Here is a 13,407-nt window from a genome sequence, read left to right as displayed (position 1 = left end):
AGATGCGGCTCCCTAAAACCCCAACTCCCCGTACTCCACCACTGCCGAATCGCAGATGTAGGTGGGCACTATACCGGTTGCGATTATGCGGGTTTCGGCATCTATGGCCTGGGTATTGCCGGATAACACAAGTACGGTGTCCAAACCAAACTTATTACCGCCCAGGATATCGGTTTGCAGGGTATCCCCCACCATTACTATATCTTTTTTGCTGATGGCGCCTTTTTCGCGCAGCAGGTCATAAGCAAACATGAACATCTGCGAATCGGGTTTACCAAAACGAATGAACTCCTTGCCTACTATCTTTTCAATCATGTGTGCTAAGCCGCCTACTGCAATGGATACGTCATGCTTATTAAGCGGATAGGCATGATCTGTATTGGCTACTATGGCCGGGATAGTTCGCTTACGCAGGATATTTACGGCTTTGTTCAGGTCTTCGAACCAGTTGAAACCTTCATCATCCAAAAATACAAGGGCATTTACCTTATCAATATTGCTGGCATCAATCTGGCTTACAGGTAGGGTGTGCAAACCCGAGCTATCAATATAATGGGCCGAATCCGGCGTGCCGAGGTAGGCCACGATCCCGTCGTTCACTTTCAGGTCGAGGTACTCTTTGGTAAGCATGCCCGATGAAATAATATGATCGGGCGTAATGGCCAGCAGGCCCTTTGTATTATATGATTCGGCAAGTTGCACCGGACTGCGTGATGCATCGTTGGTAACTATATAGTATTCCTTATTTTGCTGCTGCAGGTAGGCAAAAGTGTTTTCTATACCCGGCAGCAGGCCTTTGTAGTTTTTTAAAACACCAAAAGCATCAAAAAAAACAACCTTATACCTGTCAATTATCGATTTAAAGTTGTCGGTTTTATACATGTTTTATGTGTTAATATAATGTTGGCGTAATATGGTTAAAACTATTGTCTATTTTAATTTAAGTGCTTCGATAATTTTTTCGGCATCAAAATCCCTGTCGACAGAAGGCAGATAAACGTTAAATGCTTCCGACTGTAATTTTTGCGCATATTGCTCGCTAAAGAAGAATTTGCCATCCTTAATTACATAATTTAATATAAAAAAGCGATAGGCTTCCTTCATAAACCTTATTTCATCGGCAGTAAGCGGGTTTACTTTGTGGTATTCTTTCAGGAAAAGGATAAACCTGTCTTCCATCATAGTGTTGATCACATAGCTGAAAACGGTACGGTCGCCAATATCAGATACCACGCGGCTGAAAAAGTAAAAATCTAACACACGGTAGCTCATCCTGAACCAATCATAATCCCAGCGGGAATACAACTCCAGACTGGGTGTTACCGAGAAGTTGCCGATATTCCAGTCGATAAATACCGGGATGATCTCGAACGAGCTCATGTTATATTTTGATCTGTTCTTGAGGAATGTTTCGCAGTGGTATTTTAAAAAATCAACCTGCATGGCGCTGCCAAACTGTTTCTCGTTGCTCTCCAGGCTGTTCATCAACGACGAAATATCTGTACGAAGCGTTTTTGACGATTTCGGCAGTACGTTTTTAACCCTTGAACAAGCCTTATGGAACTTACCTACCTGCTGACCCAGCTTTTTGATATGGTTATCATCAAGCCGGCGCGGCAAACGGTTAAGGATGCGCGTAGGGTTATAAAACACCACCCAGGCATCTGTTTTGCCATGTTTGTAATGATAAATATATACGCGGTTATTTTTTAATAACGACCGTGCCAATAAGTTTTCGAAAGGGTAAAGCAGATTATTAGCCAGGGTTTGGATGATGCGGTGATCCTCCTTAAAGTGCTCAAACTTGCCAAAATAAGATAACTTGGCAATTATTATATCATCATCATCAAAAGTAATGCGGTACACATGGTTGGTTGATACCATGGCGCTGATATCCTCAATAAGCCGGATATTTTTCGACGCATCGTACCCCTCCCATGCCTTTTTAACAATATTAGAAAAATCCATTTACATAATTTAGGCTACAAAGATTATATAATATTGTGGAATAACGAATTTTTTGTATGAACCAGGATTAAACAGATTTATCTGATTTTTGGGATTTTGATTTGCATATCCTTTATGATTAACCCCTCTTAAATTTTTTATTAAGCAGGCGTTTAAAAGTTAATGATTTACTTCCAAAGTTTATCAATAATCCAATCTCCATACTATAGGCTTCAAGATAATTAATAGATTGTGCTAAATGGACATCTTCTAATTGAATGATTGCTTTAAGTTCAACCATAATAAGTCCTTCAACAAAAAAATCGACACGCCTGGTACCTATTTCTTCACCTCTGTAATAAATAGGCATTTCTTTTTCACGCTCAAAAACGAGTCCATGCAAAGCCATTTCTATTTCAAGCGCCCGCTGATAAATCACCTCCTGAAAACCATTGCCAAGTGTAGTATGGACCTTCATAGCGCAACCGATGATTTTGCCGGTTATATCGTCATGCTTTAGCTGATCCATTAGTTTTGGGTTATTTGATTGTCTGAACCGGGATTAAACGGATTTAGCAGATTATCAGATTTTTGTTTTTTTTATTATAATTCTTGAAACTGCCTGAATCAGGATTTATCAGATTTTTTTATTTGCAATTCAAAATCCCTTAATCTGCTAAATCCGTTTAATCCTGGTTCAGACAATTTCCGGTTCAGATAATTCCCCTATATAATCTCAAAATACCTTTTCAATTCCCAATCGGTAACGTGTTTGGCGTATTGGCGGTGCTCCCATAGGCGGGTTTGCGTGAAGTGTTCAACAAAGCCTTCGCCAAAGAGCTCCTTTGCAATGGCCGAGTTTTGCATGGCGATGGAGGCATCATAAAGGTTGGAGGCCAGTACGCCATTCTTTTTATCCTGATAGCCGTTACCAACGGTTGGTGCAATATTTAGGGCAAGTTTATTTTTTATGCCGTAAAGACCCGATGCCAGCGCGGCTGCAATGGCCAGATACGGATTGGTATCCGATCCAGGGATGCGGGTTTCTAAACGGGTGTAGCCTGGGGTAGTATTAATTACCCGGAGCGCCGTTGTGCGGTTATCTACTCCCCAGGTTATGGTGGTTGGTGCCCAGGCCCCTTCTACAAGGCGCTTGTAACTGTTGATGGTTGGCGCGTACATAGGCAGCAGGTGCGGCATGCAATACAGCTGCCCCGCAAGGTAATGCTTATGCAGCTCACTCATCTTATTGGCGTCATCGGCATTGTAAAACAGGTTGTCTGTTTTATCGGGGCTCCAAAGGCTTTGGTGAATGTGACCGCTGCAACCGGGCAGCGTTTCTGTCCACTTGGCCATGAATGATGCCATGATGCCGTGTTTGTAGGCTATCTCCTTAACAGCGGTTTTAAAGAGTACGGCTTTATCGGCAGCGGCCAAAACCTCATCATGTGCTATGGCGGCCTCATACACACCCGGACCAGTTTCGGTATGTAAACCTTCTATCGGGATATTAAACTGCGTAAGCAGGTTAAACAAATCGTAATAAAACTCGCTATTTTCTGATGTACGCAATATGGAATAGCCAAACATGCCTGGCGTAAGCGTATTGATATTGGTAAACTGCTTATCATTAATGGATTGCGGTGTTTCCCTGAAATTGAACCATTCAAACTCCTGCGCAAACTCGGCATGGTACCCCAGATCGGTACATTCTTTAACTATCTTTTTTAACAAACTACGCGGACAAGCGGGCAATGCTGTTCCGTCAGGATCACTATAATCGGCTAAAAAAAACGGGATATTATCCTGCCACGGAATGGTGCGTAAGGTATTCAGATCAATACGGCAAAGCTTATCGGGGTAGCCGGTATGCCAGCCGGTTAACTGCACATTGTCATAACAGGCGTCGTTGCTATCCCAACCAAAAACCACATCACAAAAACCGTAGCCGCTTTGCAAACCTTCAACAAACTTTTTAGTGTGGATAACCTTTCCACGCAGTACGCCATCAATATCGGCAAAGGCGAACTTTATTTTCTGGATGTTATTTTCTTCTATATATGCTTTGATCTGCTCGTTATTCATGGTATAAATATAAGGTAGGCTACGCGTAAGCAAGATAGCCAATATGATGTAAACATAAAAAAATTGCTATGCTTGTTAATGTGTATTCATACGAATTTGACATTATATTTGTTTAAACCAATTTAAGTTGACACCAGCAGCTAACCAGTATTTATTTGTTTATGGCACCTTACTGGTGGCAGGCAACCCGTATGCCGCTTACCTTAACCAGCATTGTAAATTCATAAAAACCGGCAGGTTTAAAGGCAGGCTTTATGACGTTGGCGAATACCCCGCTGCACTGGCCGACCGCTCATCCAGGTTGTTTGTACATGGCAGTATTTATTTGATGGATGAGCCGGATAAAACCCTCACTTTTATTGACCAATACGAAGGCATTACCGCCAGTGAACCCGCACCACACGAATATGTACGCGTATTATTGCCTATTGAAACAGATACGAGTGCGCTTACCTGCTGGGTTTACCTTTATAACTGGCCGGTAGAGGGCTTGTCTAAAATAGTCAGCGGCGATTACCGGTTGTATAAGGAACAATAGGGCAAAAAAAATCCCCCGGCTTTTGCGGCCGGGGGAAGAAGTTAAAGTTATATGCGGGGGATTAAACTTTCGCAGATTTTACAGTTTTGATGATAACTGCAGCTACTTTGTATGGATCGGCCGCAGAGTTAGGGCGACGATCTTCTAAGTAACCACTCCAGTTATGATCAACTGTGTATAATGGGATGCGGATAGAAGCACCACGATCAGATACACCGTAGCTAAAATCAGTGATTGAAGCAGTTTCGTGTTTACCTGTTAAACGCAGTTCGTTATGGGCACCGTATACTTCCACACACTCAGCAACAGCCGGGCGGAAAGCTTCGCAGATAGCTGTGAAAGTTTCTTTGCTGTTTGCAGTACGTAAAGTAGTATTTGAGAAGTTAGCGTGCATGCCAGAACCATTCCAGTCTAAAGTACCTAATGGTTTGCAATGCCAGTTGATGCTAACACCATAGCTTTCGCCAATTCTTTCTAATAAATAACGTGCAACCCAGATCTGGTCACCGGCTTCTTTAGCGCCTTTAGCAAAAATTTGGAATTCCCACTGACCAGCTGCTACTTCGGCATTGATACCTTCAACATTTAAGCCTGCATCTAAACATACATCTAAGTGCTCTTCAACAATCTCACGACCGTAAGCGTTGTTTGCACCTACTGAACAATAGTATGGGCCTTGCGGACCTGGGTAACCACCTGCCGGGAAACCAAGAGGTTTATCGGTTTTAGGATCCCATAAAAAGTACTCCTGCTCAAAACCAAACCAAAAATCGTTATCATCATCCATGATGTGTGCACGACCGTTTGACTCATGAGGCTGACCTTTTGAATCTAAAACTTCGCACATAACCAGGTATGCATCTTTTCTTTGTGGATCAGGGCAAATAAAAACCGGCTTTAAAACGCAATCAGACGAACCACCCGGTGCCTGCTCAGTTGATGAACCATCAAAGCTCCAAAGCGGACAATCTTCTAATTTACCGCTAAAATCCTTTTCAATTTTTGTTTTGCTACGCAGGCTTTGTGTTGGTTTGTACCCATCAAGCCAAATGTACTCGAGTTTAGTTGCCATTTTTTAATTAATTTGTAAAGTTGGGGTTCTATTTATAGTTTTTCTGTCAATCTGACTAATTATTGGGACGAATTTAAACTATTTTTATAAATTTCATCATAAAAGTTTGATTTTTTTATAATTTTTTTCAACAAAGCCCACTTTTCAACTATAAATACATAATTATTAATACAATAAATAATCATATTGCCAATATCGCATTTATCACCATCAAAATACAATCATTATTGCCAAAAATGCAAAAACATTAAATTGACATAAACTAATTGTTATTATTTGCACTAAAAACGGCATCAAAAGCTCTTTTTAGCTGAAAATACGACAGATTTTTTTGGCTTATAAATAAAAAGCACTAAACAGCGGCATCAAATCAAAGTGTTAGTCACTTAACTTCCGCGATACATTTTTGAGATTTTTATCAAGTTCCTGGGCCGAGTATTGTAAATAGGCCTGCGTTTGAAGCAACTCCTCTTTGGTATCACAATCTCTCATAATGTCAAGCAACCCTAATATGTTCGACAGGTGGTTGCGTACCTCGTGCGAGTTTATGAGCGCAAGCTCTCGCTTTTTACTTTCAAACAGCAATTTTTCATAATGACTTTTTTGACGGTTACTGCGGTAAAATATGGCAAATATTATAACCATACAGCCAGTCATTACAATGGAAAAAATGAGCCATAGGCGTTCGTGTTTATACTTTAGTACATTCATATAATACCGGTCCTGCACTTCATCAAGTTTAATTTTTGATGATATATCGCCTACCTGTGTTAGGTTGTTAATGTTTTGTTTGGATTGCTCAAGCGCCAGTTTAAAGTTATAGGCGGCAAGCTTATCATCTTTTTTAATTTGAGCAATATTGCCCAACAGCTCGTACAAATGGTATTTTATTTCGGGATGATTACTTATGGATGGCTGCACAAGCAAAACGTTAACTATGTATTGGGCCGAGTCAATTTGCCCGTTGCTAAAGTAGGCATCGGCCAGGTTTAAATGCTCTGCATCGCTTTTTATGTACAGGCTATCTTTTACAAGCTTATTAATAAGCTTTATGGCGCCTTTATAATCGTGTTTTAGCAAATGCAGATAATACGCGGTACGCTTTTGATAGGTATGCAGCTTATAAGTGCGGTTAAGCGAGCCATTCAGCTTTTCATTACATAGCTTCAGCGAGTCGTAATTTTTCATCCGGAAATAATTCTCGGCACGGTTATAACTCAGCAAACTATAAATATTAAGCCGTTTTAGCGTGTCATTTATTTCCTGTACTTTATTAAGGTATGATAACGATTGGGCATATAAGCCACTTTTATAATATATATCAGATATATTTACGTTCAGCAGCACTTCAAGGTACGGGTCATTGAGTTTTCGGGCTTCGTTTTTTGCCAAGCCGTAACTGTAAACCGCATCAATGGCATTACCCTGGTCGGTTTGTAAAAATGCTTGGTGCGAAAAAAACAGGTAAAGCAGGTAATGGTCGTCACTTTTATGTGCCTCATTAATGGCACTCATTAAAGCCCTCCGCGATTCATTGAACTTTAAGAGCTGTCTTTGATATACGCTCTCTAAAAAATGGACAATCGCCTCTTTATTATCAAACGAATAATTGGCAAAAGTGTGAACTATGGCTTGCTTTGTTGAATCGGCCTTTTCAACCGGCAGGTTTTGAAAGGCCGATTTAATATACCTCGTCACCTTTCGTTCCCGCTGGCCCTGATCTTTTAACTGGATAAAATTGACGAGGCTATCTTTTTTAACATGGGGCTGCGACAAAGCTGCTTTAAAACTGCAGCAGATAAGCAAAAGCGACAAGGAAAGGCGCAGCATTTTTAACATGCAAGCTATTTTCTTATAAATTTACGCTTGCATACGGTAAAAACAAACATTATCAATAAAATAACAGTTTAACTATCAAACTTTTCCAGCAATTTCAGCAGGGTTTCAAAGTCTTTGGGGTATGGGGCATGTATGGTAATTGCGGTATCGGCATTTATTTTAAATGTTACCTCGTAAGCATGCAGCGCAAAGCGTTTCATGATAGGCAGTTCTTCCTGATCTTTCCCTAAATGATACTTACGTTTTATCTTCGACAGGAAAACCGGCTCGCCCTTGTACATATCATCACCCGCAATAGAGGCCCGCTGCGTGGCCAGGTGAATCCTGATCTGGTGCATACGGCCGGTAACCGGGCGGCACTCAACCAGGGTATAATGCTTAAAATATTTTAATGATTGAAACCATGTTTCGGCGCGTTTACCCTCTTGCCTGCTAATGGTTACGTTGCCTTTACCCACGTTAAGGATAGGCAGATCTATCAGCAAATTATCAAAAGTATGCGTACCATCAATAATAGCATGGTATACCTTTTTAACCTGGCGTTTTTCAAACTGCATAGATACCAGGCGATAAGCCTCGGGATTTTTGGCGATGATAAGCGCGCCCGAAGTTTCCTTGTCCAAACGGTGGCAGATCTGGGCATCGTCCCAATAGGCTTTGGCCAGGCGCAGTAAATTCACCTCTCCCCCTTCGCGCTCATCAAGCGAACTTAAAAAGGGTGGTTTGTTCACCACAATCACGTCATCGTTTTCAAACAGTATCAGATCTGCAAATTTCGGAAACTTCATAGCCGGCAAAAATACGGTTTATAATTTAAACCTCGCTTAAAGTGTATCAGCATAAAATCATTTGTTAACCGGTTGTAAAACAAAGTATAACCATGCTGGTTATTACAACAAATAACAATTATTAACAAACACCTATAGTAAACATCATGAGCAATAACTCAACCCAACCCGAAGAAAAAGGATTTTTTGAGAAGGTTAAAGAAACAATTGAACATCTTTGGGATGGTACCAAAGAAACAGCCGAAGACGTAAAAGATGCAGCCGAACACAAAATAGAAGACATAAAAGAAAAGGTAACAGCCAAAAAAGCGACAGCCACTAAAGAAGCAGCTGCTACAAAAGCAGCAGTTACCAAAAAAGTAGCAGCCACTGCCGCCAAAGCCAAAACTGTAGCCGCCGATGTTAAAGCAAAAGCCGAAACCAAAACAAAAGCCATTACAGCCAAGGTAAAAGAAGACGTTGCCGACGCCAAAAAAGCTACTGCCGATGTTAAAGCCAAAGCCAGCACCAAGGCCAAAGCCATTACAACCAAAGCCAAGGAAGAAGCTACCGACGTTAAAAAAGCCGTGGCAGCAAAAACAGCCAAAGCCGCAACCGCTGTAAAGAAAAAAGCTACAGCCGCATCCAAGTAAGCAGCAATTTATTTAAAAAACAAAAAGCGCCGGAAGAAAAACTCCAGGCGCTTTTTTATTATACCATAATTCCTAAATCAATCTAAAATCTGCACATTTGAAATCTAAAATCCCCCATCTGCACATTTGAAATCTAAAATCTGCACATCTAAAAAGACTATCCGTCAAACTTGTAGCCTACTCCTTTTACGGTAGCCACGCAGTCGTCGCCCAGTTTTTCGCGTAGTTTGCGGATGTGAACATCGATGGTGCGATTGGTAACCACAACAGAATCTTCCCAAATATTTTTCAAGATCACCTCACGGGTGTATACCTTGCCTGGTTTTGAAGCCAGCAGGTAAAGCAATTCAAATTCTTTTTTGGCCAAAACCACTTTAGCACCGGCTTTATAAACCAGGTACGCCTCGCGGTCAATAACCAGGTCGCCAATTTCAAGTTTGTTTTCCGGTGCATCCTCTGTAGGGCCATTACGACGCAGGATAGCGTTTATACGGCTTACCAATGCACGCGGCTTAATAGGTTTGGCTATGTAATCATCGGCACCTACGTTAAAGCCGGCAATTTCTGAATATTCCTCGCTGCGGGCTGTTAAAAACACCATAAAGGTATTTTTAAACTCGGGCATGGTGCGCATAATGCGGCAAGCCTCAATGCCGTCCATTTTGGGCATCATTATATCAAGCACTATTAAATCGGGCAATGATTTTTTGGCCTCGGCCACGGCTTCCTGACCGTTGCGGGCTAAAAACACCTGGTAACCTTCTTTTTTCAGGTTGTATTCAATCAACTCCAAAATATCCGGTTCATCATCAACAATAAGAATTTTCTGTTTAGTAGCTGTGCTCATGATGCGTTAATTTTTTTGTATAAAAGTATACACTTTACAAAAGCTAAAGGTTAAATCAATATTAACAAATTGTTAATGGTTACCTTATATTAACAGTTATTTCAGGTTATTTGAATGTTTTGTTTAAAAAAGCTTCAAGATCGGTGCCTGTAATATTTTTTGCGGCGATATTTCCCTGAGGATCAATGATAAAATTTGATGGTATAGCCTCGATATGATAAAGCCTTTCTGTAGCACCTTCAAAGCCATTAAGGTCTGACCCATGCTGCCATGTTAACTTATCATCGTTAATGGCTTTTTGCCAGTCTTTTTTCTCCTTATCTAAAGAGATACCAAGTATATTCAAGCCTTTTGAATTAAACTTAGCGTACTGCTTAACCACATTTGGATTTTCCTGGCGACAAGGTGCGCACCATGATGCCCAAAAATCAAGCATTACGTATTTACCTTTATAATCAGACAGCTTTATTGGTTTACCATCAATACCTGCTACCGTAAAATCCGGTGCTTTATGGCCTATGGCAACCACTTTAACCTTTTCCATTTGTTTGATAAACTGCTGTATGCCGGGATTATCATCAAAAGTACCTTTTATAGCATCAGAATAAGTTATCAGCTGCGGCTCATATTTAATAGGATCAAGCGATGTTGCCGCATAAAAGCCAGCAAGGGAATGTTTATTGTCGTTCACAAATTTCAGGGTAGCGTCGCTCAGGTCTTCTATATTTTTCTGATAAATTGGCAATAAAACTTTAAGCAGCGGGCTATCAACCTGTTTGTGTTCGGCCTGCAATTTTGCCTGGTACTGCTCGCCCAGTTTAATATTTTTTGAGGCGTAAACGTTGCTCAGCTTATTAAACTCCTGTATTTTGCCCGATTCGTCTGACCCTTTAATGGTATACGCATGCGCGGCATCATTGTTATCGGTAGTAAATTCAATATCATCACCATTTTTAGCTATCAGGTCATACACATTGCTTGCTGCGCCGGCCATTTCGCCGCTGCCGTTGGTGCCTATCCTTAATTTGTAAAAATTAGCGTAAGTGGATGAATGTTTAAACTGAAATTTACCGCCCTCGCCCAGCGTGGTAGAGTCAACCACCTTTAGGCCTGTGCTATCGTTTTCAACAAGGTATACCAGTTTTATAGTGCCGGGGTTTTTAAGTTCGCCGTTAATGGTAAAGGTTGAACTATTTTTACAAGAAAAAGCAAATACGGTAAGCAGCAATACGCAGGCTGCAATAATGCGGTTCTTCATTTTTTTGAACTATTTATTTATATAGGTGATGCAAATTATAAGCAGCGTTTAAGCAACTTAATACAGCTTCATTTATTTCGATTCTAATTCCTTTATCAGCAACTGGTTGGTTTTCTGCGGATCTATTTTCCCTTTCGAGCTCTTCATGATCTCGCCCATGAACAAGCCCAAAACGCCTTTTTTGCCCTTTTGGTATTCCTTAACCTTATCTGGGAATTTGGCTATAGCCGCACGGATAAAACCGGTTACATCGTCATTATCGGCACTTATGAGCAGGTTAAGCTCTTTAGCCAGCTCCTCGGCACCTTTGCCCGGTTCCTTTATCATGGCCGGGAATAACTTATGCGAAGCTACAGAATTGTTTATCACTCCTGCGTCAACTAATTTTATTAAGTCGGCTATGTCTTGTGGTGTAACAGTAAAATTACTAATGGTAACGCTATGATCATTAAGGTATGATTTTACGGCACCCATAAGCCAGTTTGCGGCAGCCTTGTAATGATCGGTAGCCTTTATCAGCTGCTCAAAATACAGGGCAAAATCCCTATCGGCAGTAATTACCGACGCATCGTATGCCGACAGGCCAAGCTGCTCGGTATATTTATGGTACAGCTGATTTGGTAGCGCGGGCAGGCCTTTGCGAATATCATCCACATATTGCTCTGTCAGCATCAGCGGCATCAGATCGGGCTCGGGGAAATAGCGGTAATCGTTCGCCATTTCTTTGGAGCGCAAAACCGATGTTTCGCCGGTATCAGCATTAAAATTCAGGGTATTTTGATCTATACGACCGCCATCTTCTATGATATTTACCTGGCGGATAAATTCGTGTTCAATAGCACGCTGTACATTGCGGATGGAGTTGAGGTTTTTCACCTCGCAGCGGTTGCCGTATTGTGTGGCGCCTTTAAGTCTTACAGATATATTGGCATCGCAGCGCATACTGCCTTCCTCCATATTACCATCGCAAATATCAAGGTAACGGAGTATTTTACGGGTTTCGGTTAAAAACTGACCTGCTTCTTCGGCACTGCGCATATCCGGTTCAGATACGATCTCTACCAATGGCACCCCGGCCCGGTTCAGGTCGATAAGCGAATCGGCGTGGTGCTGGTCGTGCATGCTTTTACCGGCATCCTCTTCCATGTGGATATGGTGAATGGCAATGTTCTTTTGCGTACCATCGGCCAGTTTAACGGGTACAAAGCCACCCAAACAAACCGGAGCCTGATCCTGGGTTATCTGGTAGCCCTTTGGCAGATCGGCATAAAAATAATTTTTACGGGCGAAGGTATTATTAAGGTTGATGGTGCAATTACAGGCCAGGCCCATTTTTACAGCGTATTCAACCGCTTTTTTATTAAAGAAAGGTAAGGTACCCGGATGCCCTAATGATACGGCACTGATATGCTGGTTAGGCCCGGCACCAAAGGCGGCTGAATCTGCAGAAAACGCCTTGCTTAAAGTAGATAACTGGGCATGTACTTCGAGGCCTATCACCACTTCGTACTTTTCACTTATCCCGTTTGTGAGAACTGTCATAAAAATTAAAATTCAGCTAAATTTCACTGATCGAGCGTCAAATATATAAAAGTTAATACAGTATAAACATCATTTGGGTTTTAAACAAGCTCAAAATTTGCATACCGCTATAAAAGTTGCTTTATTAAACCTTTGATAACACTAAGCGTCTATCCTGTAACCCGGCACAATAATTGAATATTGCCGCATAACTAACTTACAAGTTTTAGAAGATACCATGAAAAAAATAATTTTAGGATTGCTGGCCGGATTTGCGATGATGGCCGCAACAACTACCCAAACAAAAGCACAAGTTAATTTAAGCGTACAAATTGGCGCATGGACTCCACCCGCAGAATACAGCGGCGTTAACTACTATTACCTGCCCGATGTGGAAAGCTACTACTATGTACCAACCCACCAATACGTTTACCAGGAGCGCGGCAGCTGGGTTTTCAGAAACTCATTGCCACCACGTTATGCTACGTACGATATCCGCAACGGCTATAAGGTTGCCGTTAACCGCCCAAGGGCATATACTTATTATAATGTCGATCGTCCCCGTTATGCACGTTACAGGGGCACACGTAACGTAATTGTGCGCGATCACTACGTAGTGCATAACCGTGTGGTACATGCAAGGCCTCGTGTTGTTAACCGTACCCGCGTGGTACATTCAAGGCCGCGCGTGGTTAACCATACCAGGGTTGTTAACCGCACCAAAGTGGTACACCGTCCGGCTAACAATGGTCACCATTCAGGACATGACAAACATTAATTTTGTTTAGTTCCCTTATATAATAGTTACAAAAAAAGACCGTCGGTTGGGCGGTCTTTTTTTGTGATCTTGAAACTTATTCTAATTGGCCAGTCGCTCGGA

13 protein-coding genes are annotated in these 13,407 nt (G+C 41.6%); 3 read left to right on the top strand and 10 right to left on the bottom strand.

The window, feature by feature from the left end; translation table 11 throughout:
* Nucleotides 1–12: 12 nt before the first annotated feature.
* The 4 genes from BLS59_RS22380 to BLS59_RS22365 form a co-directional block, all read right to left on the bottom strand.
* A complete protein-coding gene (locus BLS59_RS22380) occupies nt 13–882 on the bottom strand; it encodes a TIGR01459 family HAD-type hydrolase (RefSeq protein ID WP_091152775.1) in 870 nt (289 codons plus the stop codon).
* Nucleotides 883–930: 48 nt separating this feature from the next.
* Entirely contained in the window at nt 931–1,968 is a 1,038-nt protein-coding gene (locus BLS59_RS22375) for a hypothetical protein (protein WP_091152773.1), read from the bottom strand.
* Nucleotides 1,969–2,086: 118 nt separating this feature from the next.
* Nucleotides 2,087–2,476 carry a GxxExxY protein gene (locus BLS59_RS22370; protein ID WP_091152772.1) on the bottom strand — a complete coding sequence of 130 codons (390 nt, stop codon included), beginning with the start codon at nt 2,474–2,476 and terminating at the stop codon, nt 2,087–2,089.
* A 197-nt stretch (nt 2,477–2,673) separates the two neighbouring features.
* A complete protein-coding gene (locus tag BLS59_RS22365; RefSeq protein WP_091152770.1) occupies nt 2,674–4,032 on the bottom strand; it encodes a glutamine synthetase family protein in 1,359 nt (452 codons plus the stop codon).
* A gap of 127 nt (nt 4,033–4,159) precedes the next feature.
* Between BLS59_RS22365 and BLS59_RS22360 the strand changes: the two genes are divergently transcribed.
* Nucleotides 4,160–4,570 carry a gamma-glutamylcyclotransferase family protein gene (locus BLS59_RS22360; RefSeq protein WP_162842741.1) on the top strand — a complete coding sequence of 137 codons (411 nt, stop codon included), beginning with the start codon at nt 4,160–4,162 and terminating at the stop codon, nt 4,568–4,570.
* Nucleotides 4,571–4,631: 61 nt separating this feature from the next.
* Here BLS59_RS22360 and BLS59_RS22355 read toward each other — a convergent pair whose 3' ends face one another.
* The 3 genes from BLS59_RS22355 to BLS59_RS22345 form a co-directional block, all read right to left on the bottom strand.
* The gene (locus tag BLS59_RS22355) at nt 4,632–5,642 is read right to left on the bottom strand and encodes a glutamine synthetase beta-grasp domain-containing protein (protein ID WP_091152766.1); all 1,011 of its coding nucleotides are present in this window, start codon (nt 5,640–5,642) and stop codon (nt 4,632–4,634) included.
* Between the two features lie 378 nt (nt 5,643–6,020).
* Complete coding sequence (locus BLS59_RS22350) at nt 6,021–7,472, bottom strand: tetratricopeptide repeat protein (protein WP_205411332.1); 1,452 nt, start codon at nt 7,470–7,472, stop codon at nt 6,021–6,023.
* 77 nt (nt 7,473–7,549) lie between these two features.
* Nucleotides 7,550–8,269, bottom strand: a complete 720-nt coding sequence (locus tag BLS59_RS22345; RefSeq protein WP_091152762.1) for an RluA family pseudouridine synthase — start codon at nt 8,267–8,269, stop codon at nt 7,550–7,552.
* Between the two features lie 146 nt (nt 8,270–8,415).
* On the opposite strand from BLS59_RS22345, the gene BLS59_RS31335 reads away from it, so the two are divergent.
* Nucleotides 8,416–8,901: a hypothetical protein gene (locus BLS59_RS31335; RefSeq protein WP_143014215.1), complete on the top strand. Its 486-nt coding sequence runs from the start codon at nt 8,416–8,418 to the stop codon at nt 8,899–8,901.
* 157 nt (nt 8,902–9,058) lie between these two features.
* Here BLS59_RS31335 and BLS59_RS22335 read toward each other — a convergent pair whose 3' ends face one another.
* The 3 genes from BLS59_RS22335 to gatB form a co-directional block, all read right to left on the bottom strand.
* The gene (locus BLS59_RS22335; RefSeq protein WP_091152760.1) at nt 9,059–9,748 is read right to left on the bottom strand and encodes a response regulator transcription factor; all 690 of its coding nucleotides are present in this window, start codon (nt 9,746–9,748) and stop codon (nt 9,059–9,061) included.
* Between the two features lie 106 nt (nt 9,749–9,854).
* A complete protein-coding gene (locus tag BLS59_RS22330) occupies nt 9,855–11,006 on the bottom strand; it encodes a TlpA disulfide reductase family protein (RefSeq protein WP_091152758.1) in 1,152 nt (383 codons plus the stop codon).
* 72 nt (nt 11,007–11,078) lie between these two features.
* Complete coding sequence (gene gatB, locus BLS59_RS22325) at nt 11,079–12,548, bottom strand: Asp-tRNA(Asn)/Glu-tRNA(Gln) amidotransferase subunit GatB (protein WP_091152756.1); 1,470 nt, start codon at nt 12,546–12,548, stop codon at nt 11,079–11,081.
* 217 nt (nt 12,549–12,765) lie between these two features.
* Here gatB and BLS59_RS22320 point away from each other — a divergent pair, with 217 nt between their 5' ends.
* Entirely contained in the window at nt 12,766–13,305 is a 540-nt protein-coding gene (locus BLS59_RS22320) for a hypothetical protein (protein WP_091152754.1), read from the top strand.
* Nucleotides 13,306–13,407: the final 102 nt, after the last annotated feature.

The organism is Mucilaginibacter pineti (assembly GCF_900101875.1).
In the GTDB taxonomy this organism is placed as follows: domain Bacteria; phylum Bacteroidota; class Bacteroidia; order Sphingobacteriales; family Sphingobacteriaceae; genus Mucilaginibacter; species Mucilaginibacter pineti.
The sequence above is the reverse complement of the archived record's forward strand: the minus strand, read 5'-3'. Positions and strand labels throughout refer to the sequence as shown.